22 protein-coding genes are annotated in these 23450 nt (G+C 65.8%); 9 read left to right on the top strand and 13 right to left on the bottom strand.

Annotated elements, in window-relative coordinates:
* Positions 1-177 precede the first annotated feature (177 nt).
* The gene (locus DY468_RS02365) at positions 178-690 is read left to right on the top strand and encodes a GNAT family N-acetyltransferase (RefSeq protein WP_164602020.1); all 513 of its coding nucleotides are present in this window, start codon (positions 178-180) and stop codon (positions 688-690) included.
* 538 nt (positions 691-1228) lie between these two features.
* Here DY468_RS02365 and DY468_RS02360 read toward each other — a convergent pair.
* Positions 1229-1591, bottom strand: a complete 363-nt coding sequence (locus tag DY468_RS02360) for a darcynin family protein (RefSeq protein ID WP_164602018.1) — start codon at positions 1589-1591, stop codon at positions 1229-1231.
* A 79-nt stretch (positions 1592-1670) separates the two neighbouring features.
* On the opposite strand from DY468_RS02360, the gene DY468_RS02355 reads away from it, so the two are divergent.
* A complete protein-coding gene (locus tag DY468_RS02355) occupies positions 1671-2285 on the top strand; it encodes a TetR/AcrR family transcriptional regulator (RefSeq protein WP_164602016.1) in 615 nt (204 codons plus the stop codon).
* A gap of 38 nt (positions 2286-2323) precedes the next feature.
* Here DY468_RS02355 and DY468_RS02350 read toward each other — a convergent pair whose 3' ends face one another.
* Entirely contained in the window at positions 2324-3784 is a 1461-nt protein-coding gene (locus DY468_RS02350) for an MFS transporter (protein ID WP_164602014.1), read from the bottom strand.
* 74 nt (positions 3785-3858) lie between these two features.
* On the opposite strand from DY468_RS02350, the gene DY468_RS02345 reads away from it, so the two are divergent.
* Positions 3859-4734: a helix-turn-helix transcriptional regulator gene (locus DY468_RS02345; RefSeq protein WP_164602013.1), complete on the top strand. Its 876-nt coding sequence runs from the start codon at positions 3859-3861 to the stop codon at positions 4732-4734.
* A 126-nt stretch (positions 4735-4860) separates the two neighbouring features.
* Here DY468_RS02345 and DY468_RS02340 read toward each other — a convergent pair whose 3' ends face one another.
* Positions 4861-5361, bottom strand: a complete 501-nt coding sequence (locus DY468_RS02340) for a GNAT family N-acetyltransferase (protein WP_164602011.1) — start codon at positions 5359-5361, stop codon at positions 4861-4863.
* 1 nt (position 5362) lies between these two features.
* Positions 5363-5695, bottom strand: a complete 333-nt coding sequence (locus DY468_RS02335) for a YjhX family toxin (protein WP_502706206.1) — start codon at positions 5693-5695, stop codon at positions 5363-5365.
* Positions 5696-6077: 382 nt separating this feature from the next.
* On the opposite strand from DY468_RS02335, the gene DY468_RS02330 reads away from it, so the two are divergent.
* The 3 genes from DY468_RS02330 to DY468_RS02320 are packed head-to-tail and all read left to right on the top strand — an operon-like array spanning position 6078 to position 7852.
* Positions 6078-6605 (top strand): hypothetical protein, encoded by a 528-nt coding sequence (locus DY468_RS02330; RefSeq protein ID WP_164602010.1) that lies wholly within the window; start codon positions 6078-6080, stop codon positions 6603-6605.
* Between the two features lie 15 nt (positions 6606-6620).
* Positions 6621-7226: a hypothetical protein gene (locus DY468_RS02325; protein ID WP_164602009.1), complete on the top strand. Its 606-nt coding sequence runs from the start codon at positions 6621-6623 to the stop codon at positions 7224-7226.
* Entirely contained in the window at positions 7223-7852 is a 630-nt protein-coding gene (locus DY468_RS02320) for a hypothetical protein (protein ID WP_164602008.1), read from the top strand. The genes DY468_RS02325 and DY468_RS02320 overlap by 4 nt, the downstream gene beginning before the upstream one ends.
* Here DY468_RS02320 and DY468_RS02315 read toward each other — a convergent pair.
* The 3 genes from DY468_RS02315 to DY468_RS02305 are packed head-to-tail and all read right to left on the bottom strand — an operon-like array spanning position 7847 to position 10721.
* Complete coding sequence (locus DY468_RS02315) at positions 7847-8617, bottom strand: ABC transporter ATP-binding protein (RefSeq protein ID WP_164602007.1); 771 nt, start codon at positions 8615-8617, stop codon at positions 7847-7849. The two genes, DY468_RS02320 and DY468_RS02315, sit on opposite strands and share 6 nt — an antisense overlap.
* Positions 8614-9690, bottom strand: a complete 1077-nt coding sequence (locus DY468_RS02310; RefSeq protein WP_164602006.1) for a FecCD family ABC transporter permease — start codon at positions 9688-9690, stop codon at positions 8614-8616. The genes DY468_RS02315 and DY468_RS02310 overlap by 4 nt, the downstream gene beginning before the upstream one ends.
* Entirely contained in the window at positions 9687-10721 is a 1035-nt protein-coding gene (locus DY468_RS02305; RefSeq protein ID WP_246700855.1) for an ABC transporter substrate-binding protein, read from the bottom strand. Before DY468_RS02305 ends, DY468_RS02310 begins: the two co-directional genes overlap by 4 nt.
* Before the next feature lie 553 nt (positions 10722-11274).
* Here DY468_RS02305 and DY468_RS02300 point away from each other — a divergent pair.
* Positions 11275-13437, top strand: coding sequence for a TonB-dependent receptor (locus DY468_RS02300; protein ID WP_349644232.1), 2163 nt, complete (start codon positions 11275-11277; stop codon positions 13435-13437).
* A 105-nt stretch (positions 13438-13542) separates the two neighbouring features.
* On the opposite strand, the gene DY468_RS02295 is transcribed toward DY468_RS02300, so the two are convergent.
* From DY468_RS02295 to irrA, 3 genes are all read right to left on the bottom strand, one after another.
* A complete protein-coding gene (locus DY468_RS02295) occupies positions 13543-14217 on the bottom strand; it encodes a cytochrome b/b6 domain-containing protein (RefSeq protein WP_164602003.1) in 675 nt (224 codons plus the stop codon).
* Between the two features lie 4 nt (positions 14218-14221).
* Positions 14222-14662: a c-type cytochrome gene (locus DY468_RS02290; RefSeq protein ID WP_164602002.1), complete on the bottom strand. Its 441-nt coding sequence runs from the start codon at positions 14660-14662 to the stop codon at positions 14222-14224.
* A gap of 334 nt (positions 14663-14996) precedes the next feature.
* On the bottom strand, positions 14997-15488 hold the full coding sequence (irrA, locus tag DY468_RS02285) for an iron response transcriptional regulator IrrA (protein WP_164602001.1): 492 nt from the start codon (positions 15486-15488) through the stop codon (positions 14997-14999).
* Positions 15489-16041: 553 nt separating this feature from the next.
* Here irrA and DY468_RS02280 point away from each other — a divergent pair.
* Entirely contained in the window at positions 16042-17460 is a 1419-nt protein-coding gene (locus DY468_RS02280) for a sensor histidine kinase (RefSeq protein ID WP_164602000.1), read from the top strand.
* A 9-nt stretch (positions 17461-17469) separates the two neighbouring features.
* Here the strand turns inward: DY468_RS02280 and DY468_RS02275 are convergent, their stop codons facing one another.
* The gene (locus DY468_RS02275) at positions 17470-19764 is read right to left on the bottom strand and encodes a CHASE2 domain-containing protein (protein WP_164601999.1); all 2295 of its coding nucleotides are present in this window, start codon (positions 19762-19764) and stop codon (positions 17470-17472) included.
* Positions 19765-19944: 180 nt separating this feature from the next.
* Here DY468_RS02275 and DY468_RS02270 point away from each other — a divergent pair, with 180 nt between their 5' ends.
* Positions 19945-20370: a hypothetical protein gene (locus DY468_RS02270; RefSeq protein WP_164601998.1), complete on the top strand. Its 426-nt coding sequence runs from the start codon at positions 19945-19947 to the stop codon at positions 20368-20370.
* Positions 20371-20392: 22 nt separating this feature from the next.
* On the opposite strand, the gene DY468_RS02265 is transcribed toward DY468_RS02270, so the two are convergent.
* Complete coding sequence (locus DY468_RS02265; RefSeq protein ID WP_164601997.1) at positions 20393-22102, bottom strand: FecR family protein; 1710 nt, start codon at positions 22100-22102, stop codon at positions 20393-20395.
* 11 nt (positions 22103-22113) lie between these two features.
* Positions 22114-23442, bottom strand: coding sequence for a tetratricopeptide repeat protein (locus DY468_RS02260; protein ID WP_164601996.1), 1329 nt, complete (start codon positions 23440-23442; stop codon positions 22114-22116).
* Between the last annotated feature and the right edge of the window lie 8 nt (positions 23443-23450).

Here is a 23450-nt window from a genome sequence, read left to right as displayed (position 1 = left end):
CGATCCAGATTTGATCTGCCGGCGAACTCTTCGCTCTTGTCGCGCGCCGAAGCAACCGTCACAAATGCCAGACCTTCCCCTCGCCGCGCAATCCCAGCTCCTTGCCACGCGGTTTCGGGGGCAAGGACGGAGGCGCGCGACCTCGATCGACAACCGTTGTCCGGCTAGTCTGTACGCATGATCCGGATCAGACACGCACGCGACACTGACGCGCCCCTTCTTCCCGCAATCGAACGCAGCTCCGGCGAGATCTTCCGGCTATCACCGGGGCTTGAATGGATCGCGGACGACGAGGTGCAAACGGAGCAACGGCACCGCGCCCTGATCGCGGATGGCCTCGCATTGGTTGCAGAACTGCCGGACTATGGGATCGTGGCGTTTCTGAATGGCGAGGTGGAGCCGGACGCGCTTCACATCTGGCAGATGTCGGTCCACCTCGATCGACAGCGGCGCGGGATCGGACGTCACCTGATCGATGCGGCGCAGCGCTTTGCGACGGACCATGGTGTCGCGGCGCTGACTTTGACCACGTTCAGAGACGTTCCCTGGAACGAGCCTTATTATCAACGGCTCGGATTCATCACGCTCGGCGATGGCGATCTAAACCACCGACTGCGCGCGGTTCTGGACGCCGAGGAACAAGCCGGGCTCCCCAAGGCCCGGCGCTGTGCCATGCGGAAACGTCTCTGACTGGCACCTGAGCCCTATCCCGACAAGCGCGCAATGGCGCCGAGCGAAGAACCTGCCCGGCAAAGGCCCGGCGTCTAGGCATCCGCAATAGAAACAGCAGCAGGCTTGTCGGCGTCAGCACACACTGGTTCTCGCTGTCCTGCGTCATGGTGCCTTGCAGGATGATCAGTCAGGTGCGGCGCCCCGTTTCGATGCGAGACGATCAGCAGACTGCACTCGCCGCGGAGCTGTTGCATACCTCGCATCACCCCAGTGGCGGTCGCGTCGTCGAGTCCTTCAGGCGGCTCGTCGAGGGTCAGGAGCTGTTCAGGCATCCGAGCCACGGCCTATTGCAAGCCAGCGCCGGCCGACGTGCCGGAACGCCGCCGCTCGCTGCCTCGCCGCAGGACGAAATCGACATCGTGCAACGCCGGTGCGGTTCGACTGGATCGGTCATCGACACACTGTCCGCGAGCTGCTCAGCGAATTGCCAAGTAATCGTATGGGTTCGCCGGTGCGTCGGGAAGCAAGGACAGGCCGAAGCCTGCCCTCGATATCGTCAGGCCGTCACGGTCGGCCGGTCGTAGTTCTTCGCGTAGGCGTTTTCGACACCGGTCAGGATTTCGACGATGTCGAAATAGCGATCCCAGAACGCGGTCTCGCGCAGATCCTCCACCAGCAGCTCGTAAGAGTGATGATCCTTGGCGTCCCACATCCAGATGTCGGTGACGCGGGTGGAGTAGAACTCGACGTCGAAGAAGCGCAGCGCGACATTGGCCGCGTGCTTTTTCAGAATCGGGGTGAACTGTTCGGCGAGCAGTTCGAACCGGCGGTCCACCGGAAAGCCCAGCCATTCGGGCGAAGTCTTGACCAGCATGAAGACGGTGAGGTTCGGTTCGAACGGCAATTGCGGGGTGGTCATGAAGGGATCCTTGCGTCGTTGTTGAACGCCGATAGAATGCGAGCAAATCCTCACAATTGGCTACTCGCATCCCGATCCCATGCCCGAGACGTCCCAGCAGCAGCGCCCGCCCCCAAGGAAATCGCCCCGACAGGCCCGTTCGGCCGAGACCGTGCGGGCGATCGTCGAGGCCGCAGCTCGCATTCTGGAGCAAGGCGGACTGGGCGCGTTCACGACCAACGCGGTGGCGGAACGAGCGGGCGTCAGCATCGGCTCGCTGTACCAATACTTCCCAGGCAAGGAAGCGCTGATCGGCGCGCTGATCGTTCGCGAGACCACCCGATTGATCGAAGACTGGGAAGCCGCAGCTGCGACCGCCTCCGGCCGGGATGCATTGGCCGGTTTGATCGCAGCGGCGGTGGCTCACCAGCTCCGGCGGCCGGCCTTGGCGCGGCTGATCGATCTGGAGGAAGCACGGCTTCCGTTCGACGACGAAACCCGGCGTGTCACCGACCGGCTGAGATCGATCCTGCGCGATGTTCTGACACGCGCCGATGTTCCGGCGGGGCTCGCGCTCGACACCGCGACCCAGGATGTGCTGGCAATCATCAAGGGCATCGTCGATGTCGCCGGAGAGCGCGGCGAGCAGGATCACGTCGACCTGACCGCACGGGTACGACGCGCCGTCTACGGCTATCTCGGCAGCCCTGCGTAACGTCGCATCGAACTCTCGTCAGACACCGGCGCCTGCCATCATGTCTCGCCGGCCCGCCTGAACCGCACCAGGACTGCGATCAGCGCAGCAGCCACGAGGATGGCGGCGACATTGTAGATCATCGCACCGGAGAATGCGTCGGCGTAACGCTGCGCCTCGGAGAGGCCCGCGCCGGCTTCCCGATCGAGAATGCGGACGAAGAAGATGCCGACGACGGAAACGCCGAACGCCCCACCCACCTGTTGCATCGTCGAGATGAACCCCGCCGCCATTCCGGCATGTCGCTCCGCGATGGAGCCGATCACCAGATTGAGCAGCGGCGTCATCGACAAACCCTGTCCGAAGCCGAAGATCACCAATGGCGGCAGCAGCGCGAGCGTTCCGGCGCGATCGTCGAGGCCGGCGGCGATGGCGATCAACCAGCGGATTCCGGCAGCGTAGATCAGTGCGCCGACCGCGATCGTGGCGTTCCCAAACCGCGCCACCAGCCACGGAGCCAGCAGCGACGCCGCGACGAACCCGATACTCGCGGGCGCAAACAGCGCGCCTGCCTCGAATGGCGACAGCCCGAGTCCGGACTGCGCCAACAGAGCGAAGCAGAGAAACAGCGAAGTCGCCGTCGAATAGATCAGCAGCACCACCACCGCCCCAATGGAGAACGCCACATTTCGAAACAAGGCCAGATCGACGGCCGGATCGCCGCCACGCCCCGCGATGCGGCGCTCCCATCCGAGAAACAGCGCCAGCAGGACGACCGACGCGACGATGCTGATCCATGTCCATGCCGGCCAGCCGAGCCTGTGACCTTCGAGCAGCGGCAAAAGCAACAGCAGCAACCCGGCCGCCGCCAATCCGATGCCTACCCAATCGACGCGCAGCGCGTCGGCCGCACGCGATTCCGGAATGACACGTGCCGACCACGCCGCAGCCAGGCCAATCGGCAGGTTGATGAGAAAGACAATCCGCCAGCCGAGCCCGAACAGATCGCTCTCGACGATCAGACCGCCGACCACCTGCCCGGCAATCGCGGCCAGTCCCAGCGTCATCCCGAGACGGCCGAATGCCCGGCGACGCCCCGCCTCGTCGTAGAGCACGCGTAGCAGCGCATAGACTTGCGGAAACAGCAGCGCGCCGGTCGCGCCTTGCAGCAGACGAGCAACGATCAGGCTGGTCGCATCGGGCGCGATGCCACAGAGGAACGACGTCACGGCAAATCCGGCCATGCCCAACACGAACAGCCGGCGGCGCCCATGACGGTCCCCAAGCCGCCCGCCCGCGATCAGCAGCACGCCGAACGCCACCTCATAGCCGGCGATGACGAAGCCGATGTCGGCGAAGCTCGCGCCGAGATCGGCCTGCATCGAGGGAATTGCAACGTTGACGACGAACAGGTCGAACACCGTGATGAACCCACCGAGCAACAGGATTCCCAGCGCCAGCGCTGAGGGATGGGTGGTCGAGGCGGAAGCGATGGTGGCAGGCGGACAGCGAACGGTCATGGCAACTCCAATCGTCTTGAAGTCGCATGGCACCGCCGTTAAGCTATTACTATGGAACAAGTTATCGTATTACTATGAGTGATACGCTGGATCACCGACTCGATCGCACGCGCTCCGAGCTGGCGGACTTTCTGCGCCGCCGCCGGGAGAGTCTGTCGCCGCTCGACGTCGGTCTGCCGGCCGGTAAGCGGCGGCGAACGCCTGGGCTGCGCCGTGAGGAAATCGCCACCCTCGCCGGTGTCGGGCTGACTTGGTATACGTGGCTGGAACAGGGTCGAGCCATCAAGGTTTCCACGGCGTTTCTCGACAACGTGGCCCGGGTCTTGAAGCTGGACGAAGTCGAGCGACGGCATCTGTTCGTACTCGCGCATCAGCGTCCTCCGGCGATGGCCGGCCGTGCTTGGTGCGAGCTGCCGCCGCTGGTGCGCCGACTGCTCGACGACCTCACATTGCGGCCATCCTATGTGTTGAATCTGCGATGGGATGTGATCGGCTGGAACGCCGCTGCGGATCGCCTGTTCGGGTTCGAGGCGCGCGAGCCGGCTGAGCGGAACGTGCTGTGGATGCTGTTTGCGGATGATCGGCTGAGCAGCCGGATCGTCGAATGGGCGGTGCAGGCGCCGCAAGTGCTCGCGAGCTTCCGGCGCGACTTCGCGCAGGCCCCGGAGGATGAAAGCATGGTCGCGCTCGTCGAGGCGCTGGAGCAGGTCTCGCCCTCCTTCGGAACGCTGTGGAATCAACATGACGTCCACGGCCGGTGCGAGGGCCGCCGCAGCTTCAAGATCGAGGGCCAGGGTGCGGTCACCTTCGACCACTCGTCCTTCATCGTCGACGAGGAGAAACACCTTCGCCTCGTGTTCTACGCGGCCGTGACCGACCACGACAGCGGCCCGGCATCCGAAGCAGGTGCAACGACGCTTCCGCCGCCGCGAGCACGCGTCGTCAGGTAGCAGCCCAATCGCGCTTCAGCCGGACTTCGCCGCTCGTCGAGACGCGATGTCGCGCCCTACTCGCCTGCCCGGCGACTTCGGCCAGCAGCCGGGCTGCGCCTCGCGTTGGCGCAGCCCGGCCTCGTGCTACGTCTGCTGGTTCAGACCGAACGCCGGATGATGGATCAGTTCGCCGCAAGGCTCCATACCGTCAAACGGCAACGCCTGAACCACGTCGGGAGGGCAGCCGGTCACCCGCAGGCCCGGGAAGGCACGAAAGCCGAACCGTCCATAGTAGCCAGGATCACCGACCAGTGCCGCTCCGCGGCACGTGGCGCGCAACCGGCGGAGCGCTTCCGCCATCAGCGCCGAGCCGATCCCCTGGCGGTGCCGCGACGGCAAAACGGCGAGTGGACCGATCAGTCCCCAGTCGTGCTGCGCACCGATCCGCGCCGCCGAGGCGGCCAGATAGCCGACGACGTCGCCGTCGTCCTCGGCGACGAGCGACAAGGCAAGAGCGCCTTGCGCGCGCAGCCTCTCGACGATCTCCGCCTCGGTGCCGGTGGCCTGCGGCAGCATCCGGAGAGCTTCGGTGACGACCCGGCCGATCGCGGCGACATCGGCCGCGGTTTCATTGCGGATCAGCATGTCATGCTCCCTGATTGTCGAGCTGAGCACGCACGCAAATGCGACCGAGCTGCGAGATCCGATACGGGCTGCCCGAGCGGGATTCGATCAAACGCCTCCGCCGCAATCGTTCGAACAGCTCCAGATCGAAATCGGCGAGGATCATTCCCTCGCGCGTGATGCAGAGGACAGACGAAATCTTGCGGCCATGGCTGCGGGCGTGACGGATGCAGCCGCCGAGGGCCAGAACGTGCAGCGCACGCTGTTCGTTTCGTGAGATATTCATGGATGTCTCGTGTGATGGACGTGAACAAACGCCCGCGAGCACCGTTGCGCCCGCCGGCTTCGACTTCACGAGGCTCTCTGAACAATCAGAGAGCCTGATCACACAAGCTCTGACATCCAATCCACATTCGCAGCACGGCGACCCTCGTCGCCGCGCAAGCTCCGCATTACAGCGAATGCGCGCGCCTGACAACGGCGAGAGCGACTCGTCAGCCTGTCCGCAATGACCGCGTTCGACAGCGCCGGCGACTTGCCGCGCAAGCGAGCGACTCTTCGGGAGTTTCAGTCAATTCTAAATCTCGCGAAGAAGCGTTTACCGCGAGTGAGTTACGCCAAGCCGAAGCAGTTGCTGCACGCGATGCGTGAGACTCGCAAATTGCTGCGCTCAAACCTTGTTGCTACGCGAAGCACTTTCCTGCGTCGTCGCTTCCATCCAACTCGATCGGACTACCATGACTGCAACTCCCGGCACTCGCCCGACACTCACCGTCGCGGGCGAAGAAGACCTCATCGATATCGGCTTCGACGCGGTCGCGGCGTATCACGGCCAAGCGGCGCTCGCGATGCTCGCGGTGACGTTTCAGGCGCTGCGGCTGATGCTGCCGGCGCTGTCGCCCGAGCGGCCGATGAAGCGCGCCGATCTTGTTGTGGTCAGCGGCCATCCCGGCCCGGGCGTGCGCGACGCTTTCGAATTCGTCACCCGCGCGGTGACGCGCGGCGTCTACACCGTCGACCGCTCGCTGCCGCAGGCACGGCTGTGTCCGGGTGCTGACATGTCCTACAGCTGGCGGCTGTCGGCGGGCGATCGCAGCGTCCGCGTGGCGCTCCGTTCCGGCGTGGTTCCGGACCGATTTTTCGAACTGATCGGCCGCGGTGCCGCGCGCAGCGACGACGAGAACGCTGAACTGTCGGCGCTGAAGCGACGCGTTGCTGGCGACGTGCTGGCCGCGGCCCCGGACACGCTGTTCGACCGGCTGTGACCTGGACGCACGCACATGAAAACCATCATTCGCCCATTCTGCGGCCACAGGACATCTTCGGCGGCCTGGGCCGAACGGCTCGCCGGTCTCGACTGCAGCATTCGCGATGTCGATCTCTACACGCTCGACGCCGCGCTACTCGGCAGCGCCGCCGCGCTGCTGATCGGCATGCACATGGACCAGCGCTTCCTGCAGACGAACACCGCGCTGCTCGACGACTACGTCGCTGCCGGCGGCCGTGTCGTGATCAGCGGGCACATCGCCCACCCGTTCCTCACTGGCCTTGGCCCGGTTCAGCCGCTCGACGGCGGAGGCATTGCCGACCTCACCGTGTCGCGCGCCATCGCGCATCCGATCTGGGACGGCGTCGCGCTCGACGACCTCACCTTCCGCCGTGGCGTCGCCGGCTTCTACGGCCACGCCTGGCACAGTCCGCCGGACGGCGCGGCCGTGATCCACACCCTCGGGCCGGAGGCCCGACCGCTCGACTTCATCTATCGGAACGGCCGCGGCGAGGTGTTGATGCACGGCGGCAACGACCTGTGGAGCTTCGGCGGCGACGACTCGACGCGGCGTCTGCTGCCGCAACTCATCGCCTGGCTGGTGGAGGCACGCCCATGACCGTAGCTGTTCTCGACGGCGGCACCTATTATCATCACGAGACCATTTTCGGCGAACGCTTCCGCGACCGTTTCGATCGCGTGATCTATACCCCGGCGCTGACCGCGGACGATCTCGCCGAGCCGACGCTGCTGATCGTGCCCGATCGCAGCAATCCCGAGCTGATGCGACGACATCGGCCGCTGCTCGCCAACTTTCTCGCCCGCGGCCGAACCCTGGTGGTGCTCGGTGAAAGCGACGCCGAGACCTGGGCCCCCGGCGTGCGCATCGCACCGCGCCCGACAAATTTCTGGTGGTGGCTCGATCCCGCGCAGAAGCCGCCGCATCAAATCGTCGCGCCGGAGCACGAGATGTTCGGCCACGTCGTGCCGGACTCGACGATCTGGCACATCCACGGCGTGCTGTTTCCACCCGAGGGCGCGCAGCCGCTCGTCACTGTGCCGGCGGATCGCGACGGTCGCGATCCAGGCGGCGCGCTCTTGTACGACGACCGCGTGTCGACGCCGGGCCGTCTGATCGTGTCGACGCTCGATCCGTTCTATCACCACGGCAGCCGGTTCATGCCGGCGACGACGCGCTTCCTCGACGGCTTCCTGCGCTGGGCGCAGGCCACCGCGCGATCATAACGGCGTCGCGCCCGGTGCGTCGGCCACTAGCCGATGCACCGGCACGGTCGCCTCGATCCGTTCGCCGTCCGCCTCGATGGTGACGCGCCGGACCGGAACGCCGTAAAGGCGCGCCAGATTGGCTTCGTCGAGCGTCGTCGCAGCGGGACCGAACACCGGCTCGCCCGCCATCATCAGCACCTTGTCGGCCACCGCGAGCGCGTGATCGGGATGATGCGTGGTGAACACCACGGTCATGCCGTCGTCGCGCACCAGGCGACGGATCAACCGCAGCACCACGCCCTGATTGGCGAGATCGAGCGCCGAAGCCGGCTCGTCGAGCAGCAGCACCCGGCAGTCGCACGCGAGCGCGCGGGCGAACAGCACGAGCTGGCGCTGCCCCCCGCTCAGCCGGTCGTAGCGCCGCTCGGCGAGGTCAGCGATGCCGACAGCCTCGAGACAGGCTTCAGCGCGGGCGAGATCGCGCCGGCCGGGCGCACCGAAGCGGCCGAGATAACGGCTGCGGCCGAGCAGCACCATGTCGATCACGCGGTAGCCGACATCGCCGCGCAACGCCTGCGGCACCACGCCGACGATGCCGTCGACGCTGATCCGCCCCTGCTTCAGCGCCAGCGTCGAGGACAGCGCGCGCAGTAACGTCGTCTTGCCGCAGCCATTGGGTCCGAGGATCGCGGTCGCCTCGCCCTCGGCCACTGCAAATGACAGATCGCGAAACAACCACTGCTCCGGCCGAAACCAATGCCCCGCCTGTTCGACTCTGATCATGCCGCCTGTCCTCTCGCGTGCCGGCGCAGCAGCCAGGCGAACACCGGCGTGCCGACGATCGCGGTGACGATGCCGACCGGAATCTCGGCCGCCGACAAGTCGCGTGCCAGAGTATCGGCCGCCATCAGGAACGCAGCTCCGGCCACTGCCGAAACTGGCAGCAAGCGGCGGTGATCAGCACCGACCACCATCCGCACGAGATTGGGGATCACCAGGCCGACCCAACCGATCGTGCCGGACACCGCGACCTGCGCCGAGATCGCAAGACACGTCGCAGCGAGCAGGATGACGCGGTCGCGGCCCGGCGCGACGCCGAGCGAACGCGCCTCCTCGTCTCCCAGCGACAACACGTTGACGCGCCAGCGCATCGCCAGCATCACGCCGCCGCCGACCAAGGTGCATGCCGTCAGCAATGCCAGATTGGGCCAGCTGGCCGCTGCAAAACTGCCGAGCAGCCAGAACACGATGCCGGGCAGCCTCACTTCCGGATCGGCGATGAAGGTGACGAAGCCGACCAGCGCGCTGCAGAACGCACCGACCACGACGCCGGCCAGCACCAGCGTCAACACCGGCGAGACGCCGTCGCCGCGGTGAACGATCAGCACCGCCGCAAGCGCGAGCGCGGCACCGCCGAACGCGCCGAGATGCACCGGCAGACCGAAGCCGAATAGCAGGATGGCGACGACGCCGCCGAGCGACGCCCCGGATGCTGCGCCGATCGTCTGCGGGCCGACCAGCGGATTGCGAAACATGCCCTGCAACACCGCGCCCGATAGCGCCAGCCCGGCCCCGGCGAATCCTGCCATCAACACCCGCGGCAGACGCACGGTGGTCACGACGATCCGTTCGGTGGGCGTCCAGGTCGCGGTAACGACGGCCGTCGGATCGAGACCGAGCAGTCTCAGAACATCGTGCAGCAGAATGCCGAAGACGTGCCCCGCCGGCACCTGATAGCGCCCGGCGGACAGGCACAGCATCGCGGTGGCGACGGGCAGCAGGACCAGTGCGCCGATCGCAAGCGGAGCGGCGATCGGTCGCCGTTGCTGGAGCATGGTGGCGTCGAGCGTGCTCATCGGGCGCCCGCTAACCGCGGGTAGCCGGCCGACCCGCCGTTCAGCCGCGTTCGGAGAATATCGTCGATCTCGCCGTCGCTCAGCGCGTGATCGTACAGGAACGTGTACCAGCCGCGCATGTCGGCGCGCAGATCGATCGCGACGCGGCCGGGATGCAGCAGACCTGCAAGCCAGGCCCAGGACATCGCCGACTCATGGCTCGGCGGATCCCATCGATAACCGCCGAGCGGCACGCGGTACACCCGCCGGTCTGTGACCGCCTTGATGCTCTGCAGCCGCGGATCGCGATAGAGATCGTCCGGCGTGGCGGTGTCGAAATTGCCGAGCAGGATGACGTCCGGATTCCACACCAGCATCTGCTCGAGCGTGACGGTGCGGCTACCGCCGATTTCATCCGCCGCATTGCGGCCGCCCGCGATGCGGATCACGAAGTCCGCATACGTGTCGCGACCGGCGACGGCGAACGAGTCGGATGCGCGCGACAGATGAAGCACGCGCGGTCGGTCCGCGGCGGGCACAGCCTCGAGCGCAGCGGCCAGCGCCGCGCGTCGTTGCTGCTGGCGCTCTACGATCGCTGCGGCGCGCGACGCCTGCCCGGCGAGCTTCCCCATCATCAGGATCGCGCCTTCGACCTCGTCCTGACCGCCGTAACGCAGCCCCAGCACGGTCAATCCGGCGCGGTCGAGCATCGCGATCGGCTCTTCCCCCGATGTCGCCCATTGCAGCACGGCGTCCGGATGCAGCGCCATGATCGCTTCGACGTTCGGCACCACACCGGCACCGCGCGTGATCCCGGTCGGGATACTCTCGAACGACGGGAAGATGCGGCCGAGAATGCCGGACTGCATCGCCGTCGCCGATGCCGGATTCATCCCCGCGACGTGCGCTGCCGAACGATCGATCGCCATGTAGGTGGACGGCGCCGGCATCGGCAGAAACACCACGCGCTGCGCCGGCGTCGCGACGGCAACGGTCGCCCCGCGCTGATCGGTCAGATCGCTCGCACGCGCAGACCCAAATGCGACGCACATAGAGGCAGCGCCGATCGCGATCGCAAGACCCCACCTGATCCAACGCAGCCGTGACAACATGACCTCAAATCTCGAAAACGCTCACCACGGATAGCGTGGCGGCAGGACGCCCCTACATAGGAGACGGCGATACGAAAACGCAAAACCAAAACACCATCTGCCATCGAAAGCGCCGCTTCCGACAATGGAATCGTTCAAGGATTGATTTCGTCGAGTTGCGGTCCCTGCTAATCGCACGCTCATGGATCGCGCACCGCAATCTGTAATGTGTCGAAGTTTGCATCCGCGTGGTGGTAACCGGCCCACTCGCTAACGTGGGGATGGTGGCCGACGAGATGACGAATCGTTAAGGACCCCACTCACTGTTCGTGAGCTGGGGACTAATCCGATGATTCAAAGAGCATTCACGCTCGAAACCAAGAAACGCGCATTACTCGCGTCGACGTGCGGATTGAGCGTCGCGCTGGCCTGCGTGATAACGAGCGTCGATGCACGCGCGCAAACAGCGGAAGTGCCGTCGCAGCGCGCAAGGCACGTCTTGCCGGAAGTGCGCGTGGAAGCGGCCAATGCGGCGAAGCTGCAGCGCGCGTCGCGTCCGAATGCGGGCCGCGCCTCGCGTCGCAACGTGGCACAAGCACCGAAGCCGGCGCAGGGCGAGCAAGCTGCTGCGTCAGGTGCGGCGACCGACGACAGCGCTCTCAAGCCGATGGGCGGCAGACTGCCGCAGGCTGGTATTCCGCATCCGGCGCAGCAGAGCATCACGGTCGTCGATCGCGCGCAGATCGAACAGACCAGCCCCACCAGCCTGCTCGACATTCTCCAGAATGTGCCGGGCGTGTCGATCGCCCGCGCCGGCGGCATCGGCGGCCAGATCTATCTGCGCGGTTTCTCGTCGAACAATTGGCGCTCACCGATGTATATCGACGGCGATCGCTTCCGCGGCCGCAACACGCTGCAGCTCAATTACTTTGCGCCCGAGGAGATCGAGCGCGTCGAAGTGATCCGCGGCCCCGGTTCGGTGGTGTACGGTTCGGAAGCGATGACCGGCCTCGTCAATGTCGTCACGCGGCGGCCGAAGGTCGATCCGTTCGGTCCTTGGCGGATCGCGCATGGCGGCTTCTCGGCCGGCTACAGTTCGGTCGACAACGGCTTCAGCACCTATGAATGGGCGCAAGCGGCGGGGCTCGGCTTCGACGTGCTCGGCGGCATCAGCTATCGCAAGGGCGGCAACTATCAGACGCCGAGCGGCGCGGCGCTCAACAGCGACTACGAGAGCATCGGCGGCAATCTGCGGCTCGGCTGGTCGCCGACCTACAATCAGCGTTTCGAATTGACGCTGCGTGACTATTGGGAGGAGGACGGCCGCGCCGGCGGCGTCGGCGGCGCTCCGGGCTGGCCCTACACGCAAGTGCGGCAGCAGCCGAACAAGGTCCACATGGCGAAGCTGTCTTACTCTGGCGACTTCACCGACCAGTTGGTGCAGCACGTCGAGGGCTCATTCTACGCCAATTACTTCGACACCAAGCTCTCGACGGTGAACACCGCGACTGCCGGCGTGGTGACGAGTTCGGTCAGCAATGTCGGCGGACCGCTGGTGATCGGCGGTCGCGCCCAGGGCGTGATCCCGTGGGAGCCGGCACCGTGGGGGCTGGTGAAGACCACGTTCGGCATCGACGGATTCCAGGAATGGCGGCCTGGCAGCACGTCATGGTCGACGCGTCAGACGGCGACCACCACGACCACCACGGCGGAAACTCAGACCGCGCCAGACAATGCCCAGGCCAATGTCGGCGCCTTCATGCTGCACGAATGGACTCCGATGCAGTTGCTGACGCTGTCGGCCGGTGGCCGGTTCGATTGGTTCAACACCACCTCCGAACTGTCTCCGGTCAGCTCGGCGAAGGCGCTGCAGGTGCTGCGGCAGAACGCCGACGTCTCCAAAACCGCGCCGACCGGCAGCTTCGGCGCGACCGTCCATCTGACGCCGGTGCTCGATCTGCTCGCATCCGTCGGCACCTCGTATCGTTATCCGACCAATTCCGAGCTGTTCGCGTTTTCGGGCACGACGATTCCGAATCCCGAACTCAAGCCTGAGACCGGCCTCACCTATGAGGGCGGATTCCAGCTCAACTTCCCGACCGCGACCATCAAGGTGACGGCATTCGACAGCCACTACACGGACTTCCTGCAGACCGTATTCGTCAATTACAACGGCTCCTCGATGACCCAGCGTCAGAACGTCGGCCACGCCACGGTGAACGGCGTCGAGGCCGAATGGCGCTGGCAGGCGACGCCGTCGTTCAACCTCTACGGCAACGCCGCCTGGCTGCAGGCGACCAACACCGACACCGACACGCCGCTGCCGTTCATCGCGCCGTGGAAGGGACGGTTCGGCGTGCAATACGCTCCGCTCGGCTCCGGCTATTCGCTGGCGGCGGCGGTCGACTGGGCGGGAGCAAAGACCCGCATCAGCCCCACCGAGGAGTACCCGACCGGCGGCTACGCGGTGCCGAGCATCTACGCGTCGCTCGATCTCGGCATTCTGATTTCGCCGCGCCTTGGCGACACCAAGGTGCATCTCAGCCTGCAGAACATCTTCGACACGTCCTACGTCAGCGCAGCGACCTATGTGAACAGGTCGTATCCGCAGTCGATGTACAACCCGCTGCTGGAGCCGGGCCGCAACTTCACCGCCCGTCTCGTCCACACCTTCTGAGGGCATGCGCCGGCGCTCGCCCGCCATGGCGGGCGCCGGTTCGCTGAAATCGAGATCGATCGAGATCCGAAGGCCGGCCGCAGCGAAGCAAGCCGGCCCTCGCGTTTACAGAAGTCTGCCGCCGACGATGTAGATCGGCGCCAGCACGATGAAGGCCGCGACGGCTAGACAGGCCAGCGCCCTGCCCCATGGACCCGGCTCGGCCGCCGGCATGTCGGCATAGTCTTCCGCTGGCTTGCGGCCGGTGATCATCGCCCGGATCAGCGGCTCGCGGCTGGTCAGGGCATAGATCACGTTGGCCGCGATATGGACCAGAACGAACAGCTCGATCGCGGTGAAGATCCGCCGGTGCCAGAGCGCAGCGGACTCGACCGTTGCGTCAGACACAGTCTTAGCGAGCGGCCCGTCGATGATCAGGCGATCCTCGTCGCCCGAGAACAGGCCCGTGGTCGCCATTGCCAGCACCAGCGCCAGCAACGCCACCACCATCCAGCCGCCGAGCGGATTGTGCCCAAGGAACTTCTTCTTGTCGGCGAGATAGGCCATCACCTTGCCCGGCATCGCGACAAAGCTGCCGAACCGCGCGGTCGAACCGCCGACGAAGCCCCACAGGATTCGAAACACGATCAGCACCAGCGCGGTGTAGCCGTTCAGCTTGTGCCAGGCGGGGAAGCCCCCGCCATACTTGTTGCTGATCCAGCCGTCGACCACCACGAAGACGAGCGCCCACTTGAAGACGCGCGTGGGCCCGTCCCAGGCGACGACGCTCGCTTCCTTCATTCCGTCAGCTCTTCTTGGCGCGGAAATCGTCGTGGCACGACTTACAGGCGCCGAACACGCTGCCCATGTTCGCCTTCAGCGAGGCCTGATCCTTGATCGTGCCCTGCGCGGCGGTCGCGGCCGCTGCGAGCTTGGCGAACAGGTCCTCGAACTTCGCCTTGTCTTCCCAGATCTTCGGCAGCGCGGCGGTGTCGCCGCCGGTCTTAGAATCGGCCGGGAACAGCGCCGGAAGCTTCTTCGCATCGTCGGCGATCAAGCCGAGCGACTTCTGCACCACCGCCTGATCGAACGGCGCCTCGCCCTTCATCATCGCGGCGATCGGCTTGGTGGCCTCGCCCACCTGCTTCAGGATCGCCTTGCGCTGCGCGATCACGTCGGTCTGAGCAACCGCGACGCCGCTGAACGCAACGGCCAGCCCGACGATAGTAGCGATTTTCAGTTTCATCTTAGCAAATCCCTTTCCGATCGGATGGGTCGTCCGCAAAGCGCTGCTGCGACGACCGACAACTTCGCCCATGCCGGTGAAGCGTTTCCATGGTCGCAGATTCGCACATCCAACCTGACCATGCAGTGACATGGTCACAAAGCCGGAAGCGGAATGGTGCGATTCATTGTCCCACCGGCTCTCTCATAGCCCTGGGTTGGTGCCGCTGCAAACAGCAGGCGGAACCCTCCGCAGAACCGCAAAGAGCCCACGAATTAGGATGGTTGAATTTTGCCGCGATGCAGCTTCTGCGATTGACGCCGCCGATTCGCCGTTCGCGCTTCGACCGCGAGATTTACTCGCGGGACTTGCGCCGCAACCGCACCACCATGTCGACCCGGCTGATTTCGTAGCCTTCAGGGATGGCGGGCAAGGCACCTATCGCGACGTGACTGACCGGTACGTCGATCAGCTCGTGCTTCGCCTCGAGATAAAAGTGATGGTGATCGGAAACGTTGGTATCGAAATAGGTCTTGCTGCCGTCGACACTGACCCGGCGCACCAAGCCGAGCTCGGCAAAATGATTCAGCGTGTTGTAGACCGTCGCGAGCGAGATCTGAGCGCTCGACCGGCTCGCCTCTTCGTACAGGATCTCTGCCGTCACATGCCGATCGCCGCCACCGAACAGCAGGCGGGTCAGAAGCAGCCGCTGCGCCGTCGGCCGCAGCCCGACCGACTGCAGCATATCGCCTTCACGAGACGGTTTCGACTGCCGGCCCAAACGATTGAAATCGATCGGCTCGATCTCGGCGAGCTCAAAATGACTGCTGTCGGGTCTGAAATTCACAACGGAAACCTCCGATTCTGGAGATGACTATAAGAAGCAGCACGACGTTGCGAATTGATCCCAATCAATTATCGAGAACCGCTCGCATTGGCGGTTCTGGGGTGCGGCAACCCGAAGGCAGATCGCCGGCACGCCCGCAACCTCGCTGCGCCATGCCGAAATCGACGAGCATCGCGGACAGCAGATATTCGGGTGAATTGAAGCTGTCCTGACCGCCGAATTATGCCCGACCTGCCGTGGCAGCGCGCTGAGGCCGGACGTAGCGGCCAAGATCCAGGCTCTGTCTCCCGCCGTTCAAGCGACAGGTTTCGCACTCGGGGTAGGTGCGCGGAGCGTTCCCCGTCAGCCGCAAGCTGTAGGTTCCCTGCCGCAAATCGTTTGCGGCACGGCGCAATCGCTGTGCACCGCACTCGCCTTTCGTCTAACTGACCGGCGCAACAGCACCATTTCGTGCACCACTCATGCCAAACTAGATCAAATCTACGAGTTTGATGCGATTCAAAGCGCAACGGATTTGCTCTAGGGTATTCGGGTCGTGTGTGCGTGAGTGGCGATGTCGCGAAAATCATTATCAACTAGCTTACTCGGCCCTTGGCTGCTGGGCGCCACCCTGCTGCTGTTCATCGTCATCGCCGGCGCGCTTGTGCTGAACCTGATGCGGCTACGTGACAGCTTCTCCTGGGTGCAGCAGACCAACGAAGCGCTGCTGGCGATCGCCTCGATTCAGCAGGCCGTGCTGGAAGCCGAGACCAGCGAACGCGGCTACCTGCTGACCGGTGTCCAGACCTATCGCGACAGCTACAGTCACGCCCGCGACGCGCTGGCCTCCCGGCTCGACAGCCTGCGCGCAGTGCTGGCCGACAATCCGCAACAGATCGCTCATCTCGACGAATTGCGGCTGCTCACCGACATGCGCATGGCACAGCTCGGCCGCGTGGTGGAGCTGGGGCCGGAGCGAATGCGCGAGGCGCTGGACATCCTGGAGCAGGCACGGGTCGATCGCCTCACCGACCGGATCGAAACCAGCCTTGGCGTGCTGACCCGCACCGAGCAGGGGCTCCTGATCCAGCGCCTGTCGCGCCACGACCGGGAAAGTCTCGCCGCCGCGCTGATTACAGCCTGCCTGCTGATCCTCGCGGTCGGCAGCGCGGCGATTGCGGCGTTCCTGCTCGAGCATCAGCGCGCGGTGGCGCGGCAGCAGGAGGCCGACCAGCGGCTGCAGGCGCTGCAGGCGGAGTTGTTGCGGGTGGCTCGGCTCAGCACCATGGGCGAGATGTCGAGCGCACTGGCGCACGAACTCAACCAGCCGCTCGCAGCCGTCACCAACTACGTGCAGGGCTCGCGCCGGCTGATCGAGGCCAGCAATCATCCCGACAAGACCAAGATCAGCACCGCGCTCGACAAAGCCGCGCAGCAGACGCTGCGCGCCGGCGCGGTGATCCAACGGTTGCGCCAATTCGTCGGCCGCGGCGAGACCGACAAGACCATCGAGAGCCTGCGCGCGATCGCCGAAGACGCCCTCGCCCTCGGCTCGGTGCTGACCCGCGACCGTCCGGTCGACGTCGCGCTGGCGCTCGATCCGGCATTCGACCGCGTGCTGGTCGACAAGGTGCAGGTGCAGCAGGTGTTCCTCAATTTGATACGCAACGCCTTCGAGGCGATGCGCGAACAACCTGATCGCAAGCTCACAATCGGCAGCCGGCCGGTCGAGGACGACATGGTCGAAGTGGTAGTCGCCGACACCGGTCCGGGCCTCGACGCGCTGATCGCCGAGCGGATCTTCCAGCCGTTCGCGACCACCAAAGCCGACGGCATGGGAGTAGGCCTGTCGATCTCGCAGACCATCATCCAGGCGCATGGCGGCTCGATCAAGGCCGAGCCGGCGCCGGGCGGCGGCACGCTGTTCCGCTTCACCCTGCCCTGCGCCGACCCGATCCGTCAGCAGATCTCGTTCAGCCCGGCGGCGGAGTAATTCGCTCGATTAACTTCCCGCGCGATCGAGCTGCGGCCGTGGAACGCCCGTGAGCCTCGCCACGTGCGCGGTGAAGTGATCATACAGGCCGGCCAGCGCCGGCGGCGCGTCGGCACGGCACGCCGACAGCATCGTCGCCGCGCGCATCGCATCTCCCGCTTCCAGCGCATCGAGCAGGCCACGATGCAGCCGCTGCAATTCGGCGAAACGCTCGGTCGCCGCATAGGTCTCGTCGCCGGCGAGCGCATACAGCCGGGTCGGCCGTGACTTGCCCTTCAGCATGATCTCGCCGGCCTCGAGCAGCGCGATCCGCGGCGCAGCGCGCGCGACCTCTTCGGACACCAACAGATCCGTGCCGAACTCTTTCGACGCGCTCTCGATCCGGGCCGCGACGTTGACGACGTCGCCCATCGCCGAATAGTTGAAGCGCCTCGCAGAGCCCATGTTGCCGACACAGGCGATGCCGGTGTTGAGGCCGATGCCGATCCGCACCACCGGATCGGCGAGCCCGCGCGCGGCGAAGCCGAACGCGTCGGCGTCGTTGAGCTGCTCGACCACGCTGCGCATCCGTAGCGCGGCGCGGCAGGCGCGCGCGGCGTGATCCGGCACATCGACCGGCGCATTCCAGAACGCCATGATCGAGTCGCCGATGTACTTGTCGATGGTGCCGAGCTCGTCCTGGATCGCGTCCGACAGCGGCGACAGCAGCGTGTTGATGAAATCGACCAGCTCGGTCGCGCTCAGCGCCTCCGAGATCGGGGTGAAGCCGCGCACATCCATGAACATCACGCTGAGTTCGCGCTGCTCGCCGCCGAGCCGCAGCCCGTCGGGCGCACGTTCGAGCTGCGCGAGCAGATCCGGGGCCAGATACTGCCCGAACGCCTGGCGAACGAACTTCTTCTCGCGGTCGGAAGCGGTGTGCAGAACGCGCTCGACCGCGATGTAGGTCAACAGCGTCGCCAGCGACGGATACACCGGATCGATCAGCAGCCGGAACTGCGAGAACGCGATCCACGAGCCACCGATCGCGCCGACGAACACCAGCCCGCAAGCGACCAGCGAGAACCGCGCGCCGGCGAGCAGCACCAGCGCCGCAACCAGCGAGCCGAGCAGCAGCGTCATCACGATCTCGAAGCCGCGCGCCCAGTCGGGTCGTTCGAGGAATTCCTGCGACACCACCTGCTCGATCATCTGCGCCTGAATGGCGACGCCGGGCATCACCTGCCCGATCGCGGTGGCGCGGGCATCGACCAGCCCGGAGGCGGTGGCGCCGACCAGCACGATCGTGCCTTCGAGCCGATCGCGCATCCGGTCGGTCTGCGCCGGGTCGAGCACGTCCTTGGCCGAGACGTAGCGAGCGGGATCGTCGCGGGTGTAGTACAGCCAGGCCTCGCCGTCGTCGGTCAGCGGCAGCTTGAACTGGCCGACCCGCATGTCGACCAGGGCAGCGTGGCCGGTGTCGTCGTCGCCGGAAGCGCCGGTGCCGCGGATGATGACGCCCTTCTGGCCCTGCGCCACACGCAACGCTTCGACCGCGAGGCCAGGATAAACTCGATCGCCGTCCGACATCAGCATCGGCAGCCGCCGCACCACGCCGCCGCGGTCGCGCGCCGACAGGTTGATCGCGCCGACGCCGGACGCGGCCTCTTCCAGCAGCGGCAGATTCGCCACCGCGCCGTGAAACGGCGGCAGCACCTTGGTCGGCGTGATACCGACGAAGGCCAGCCCGGTCTTCACCGCCGGCCTTGTATCGTTGGCGCGCCGCGTCGCGGCAAACCCGAGCACCGCCGGGGTCTGCCGCATCGCATCAGCGAAGCTCGTATCATGATCGGGCAGGCTCTTGAGGAGAGCCAACGCACGGTCGCGGTCCGGCAGATCGGAGCCTGCGAGATCGGCGGCCAGCCGCTCCGGCGTGGTGCGGTCCGGCTCCGAAAAGATGATGTCGTAGGCGATCACCCCGGCGCCGAGTTCGGCGAGCCGCTTGGTGAGTGCCGCCAGCCGCGTCCGCGGCCACGGCCATTGCCCGAAGGTGGCGAGCGAGGCCTCGTCGATGTCGACGATCCGGACCGGCAGGTCCTCCGCCGGCTGCCGCGGCTTCAGCCGCTGATAGGCGTCGAACACGCGCTCCTTGGTTTCGGTGACGATGCGCGGCTCGTAGGTCCGCAGGGCGGTGAGCGCGAGCAACATCAGCAACGCGGCCGAGGCCGCACGCATGTATTTGCCGCGGGCAAGCCACCTCAGCCGCACGAAACCGCGCGCCAGACGGATCAGCAGCGGATGTGCCGCGCCGCTCAGCACGCGCATGATCGAGCCTGCTCGCAAAGCCGAAGGCCGCCGAGAGGTGCACACCCGGCAATGAGCCGGGCGCAGGGGCGCCGAAGACCGACGCTAGGATCATGGAACTGACGCATCGGCCCGACGTTAGCAGATCGCAGAGCGAACCGGGAGGACGCCGGTCGCCGGCGTACCAGGGAGGATCAGGCCATGAGACCGTACCGCTCCTCTCCACGGCTGACCGCGCCGCTGGCGCTGCTGCTCGCTGTTCCGGTGGGTGTCGGCGCCGTCTTCGCCGCGCCGTTACTGCATCGCAACGATCCGCCGCTGCAACGCCTCGCCGATGAAGCGGCGCTGGCCGGCGTCAATGCGCTCGCCGCCTCGGCGCCGTTGACGTCTCAGCGCCGAAGCGCTGTTTCGACCGCCGCCGCACAACGGGTCCTCGGCCATCGCCCGGCTGTCGTCCGTCCCGGCCCTGTATCCGACCAGTCGATGGAAGTATCGGTCGAGGTCACAGATCCGGCATCGCAGCAGAGCGCGCGGTCGACGGCCCGCTATGTCCCACCGAGCTTCGGTCGCCACGATCAACAGTCGGCGTCGATCGGCACCCACGCCGGACCGCCGTCTCACATGTGACCGCTGCCGAGCGAAGCTACGATCACTGCATCTTGGCGGCGAAGATGCCCGCGCCGAGATAGCTGGGACCGCTGATCGACACGTTGCCGCCCATCTCGCCGACCGGACTGGCGACGCCGCGGAAGAACGCGCCTTCGAGCGCCATGTTTCGGCCCCCGACATTGCCGGCAAGCGAGCCACCGAACGCGGTCGAGCCTTGGGTCAGGTACACCTGCCCGGCGTAATTCGTGCCGTCGAGGCCCGTGACAGACACCTGCCCTGTACGCGTCGCGAAATTCACCGTGTTGCTGAAGGCACCGGCGGCGTAATAGATGCTGCCCGCATTCTGGATCGCAGCCGCGACGTGCCCCGCATAGGTCGCCTGACCGCTCAAAGGCACCTCACCCGCGGTCGTCGGGCGGCCGGCGACCCAGAAGCCCTGCGCAAGATCCTTGTACGGGCCCTGGTCGCTGGTGCTGCTCCAGAATCCCCACTTGGTGTAGTCGCAGTCGCACGGCGTCACGCTGCCCATGCCGTAAAGCGAAACGTAGTACTGCGCCATGTCGCGTGACATCGTGACCATCACGCCGGTTTGGTTGGTGATCGGCGCTCCATCGATCCTGGATACGATCTCACCGTTCCTCCGGATTGCCGGCCCCGCAACGAAGTTCGACGAATCATAGAAGCCGCTCTGCGAGTCTTCCTTCGGATCCAGGAATCCGAACTGATAGTTGAAAGATCCCGGCAGGTACTGGCCTTGTTGATCGTGCGACACGGTGCCGTCGAAATTCGCCTGCACCCGTCCCCTGACACTGTCGATTCCGATCTCCGCGGTTCCGGTGTAGCGGCCCACCGATGAGTTGCTGTACAGATTGCCGCTGCCCGATGTCAGCCAAGCCGTCATCAGTCCGCCGACGAAGCCGAACAACGACGTATCCCTGGCCTCCACTCTCTGCACCGCGGCCTGCTGCGTGGAAGTCTGGATCGTCTGGTTGAGCGACGAGGCGACCTGGTTGATCGCCGGCAGCGGCGTCGGCGGGGGCTGCGGGGTGAGCGAGCCCGCGACCGCGCCGTTCGGGCTCCCCGTGGCCCGCGCTTCGGCGCGCTGCACGTTGCCGCGAGACGCAGTGCCCTGCCCGGCGCCGCCACTCTGGCCGGGCGCGCTTTGGAACGACTGGATCAGGCTCTGCACGAAGTTCGGCGGCGGCGGAGCCGGCGGTGACGGCGGCTGGCCGCCGCCCGGCGTCTGGGTGAATTCGCCGGCGCCGAGCGTCACCGTGCCGCCCTGTGTCGTCACTGTCGAGGAGCCATAGCCGGCGAACACGAAGCCGGGCCCGATCATCGCCACGCCGCCGCGGATGCCGACGGTCGCCGAGGCGGTTTTGATCTCGGCATCGCCGGTGTGGCTGATCTGGCCACCGACGAAGCGCAGCGCGCCCTTGCCGAGCCGCGCCGCCAGCTTGCCGGTGCCGGCGTTCGGATCATAGACGTATTCGTCGATCGTCAGATCGCTGTTCGGCCCGACCGTCATCGAGGTCTTGTCGATGAACAGGATCTGCACCGAGCCCTTGTCGGTGGTCTTGATCCGCTCCTTGTGGGCGATCGACTGCCCGATCGAAATCGTCCGCAAGTTCGCCGTCGCAGCGGGGTTCACCGCCGAGGCCTTGCCGACTTCCTGCGCCACCGCGACGCTCGCCATGCTCCCGGCCGCGATCACCACACCGGCCCCGATCATCCATCCCGACAAACGCATCGCGAGCCTCCTCAGAAACGCACCGTCGGCCCCATCGAGGCCGACAGGTTGTTGGTGCGATAGTTCGGCAGGTTGGAGTCGATCTTGGTGTACAGCACCTGGGTGCGCAGTCCGACATGGCCGGCGATCTGCGCATCGAGAATGGCGCCGTAGCGATACTCGTCCTCGCGCCGCGCCGTGGTCGGATCGACGATGAGGTTCGGCGCATCGTAGGTCGAGCGGCTGTAGCCGACCGTCGGCGCCACCACGAATTGATGCGGCTGGCCGAACACCGGCACGACGAATTGGACCGGAAACGCCATGTCGATCGAATAGCGCTTGTAGCTGTTGTAATCGGCGACCGCCTTGTTGACGTCGTAGCCGCCGCGCGTCGTCCAATGCACCGGTCCGAACCTGAAGTCGGTGGTGATCGCCGCGGTCGTCAGGTCGCCGGTCTGGGTGCCCGCCGTCGGATAGTAGGTGGAGTCGGTGAACTTGCGATGCCGGGTCTCGACATAGCCTTCGATCAGGCCGTTGTCGCCGATCGTCGAGCGCGCCGACAGACCGCCGCCGAACGCGCCAAAATAGCTGTAATCGCCGAGCCAGACCTTGTCGCCGATCGCGTAGTATTTGAACGAGGCGTTCTGGCCGATCCCGACGCGGTGGCCGATGGTGCCTTCGAGCAGACCGAGGTTGAACTGGCTCTGCGTGAACTGCCGTGAATTGTAGCCGAGGAAAGTGGTCTCGATCGCGTCGCCGCGCAGATTGAGCTTGTAGGCGTAGGCCGCGGTGATGGTCTGGAACGCGTTCCAATCCGGCTTGCGGCCGAACCGCGGATCGAGGATCGCGTCCTGGCCGAGCGCGCGCACCTGCAGCGAATTCGGCCCGATATTGGCGTTGGTCTGATAGCGCATGCCGCCGTGCATGAACACGCTGTATTCGTGCTTGGACAGCCGGCGGTCGATCTCGGCCAGATACGCCATCACCTGGGCGCGGATGTCGTCCGGCACGTTGCCGCCCTTGATCGCATCGGCCAGATAGCCGCGCGCGATCTCGTAGGAGGCGAGCTTGAAGTACAGCACGCCGAGTTCGAGTTTCACGCGCGGCAGATCGGGATTGAAGAACAGCATCCGCTCCAGCGCGCCGATCGCCGCCTCGTAGTCGCCGCGCTCGACCGCCGCATGGGCGAATTTGAAGCTGACATCGAGATTCGCGGGCTGCTGATACATCTGGTTGAACAGCGCATCATAGCCCTGCTGCACCATCGCCGCCGGCGTTGGTTTCGCCTCTTGCGCTGATGCGCCCGACGCGGCGAACAGCATCGCCGCCACAGCGCCCACCCCTGTCGCTTTCAATCGCACGCCGCACC

Origin of the sequence: Rhodopseudomonas sp. BR0M22 (assembly GCF_010907035.1) — a bacterium.
Lineage (GTDB): Bacteria > Pseudomonadota > Alphaproteobacteria > Rhizobiales > Xanthobacteraceae > Rhodopseudomonas.
The sequence above is the reverse complement of the archived record's forward strand: the minus strand, read 5'-3'. Positions and strand labels throughout refer to the sequence as shown.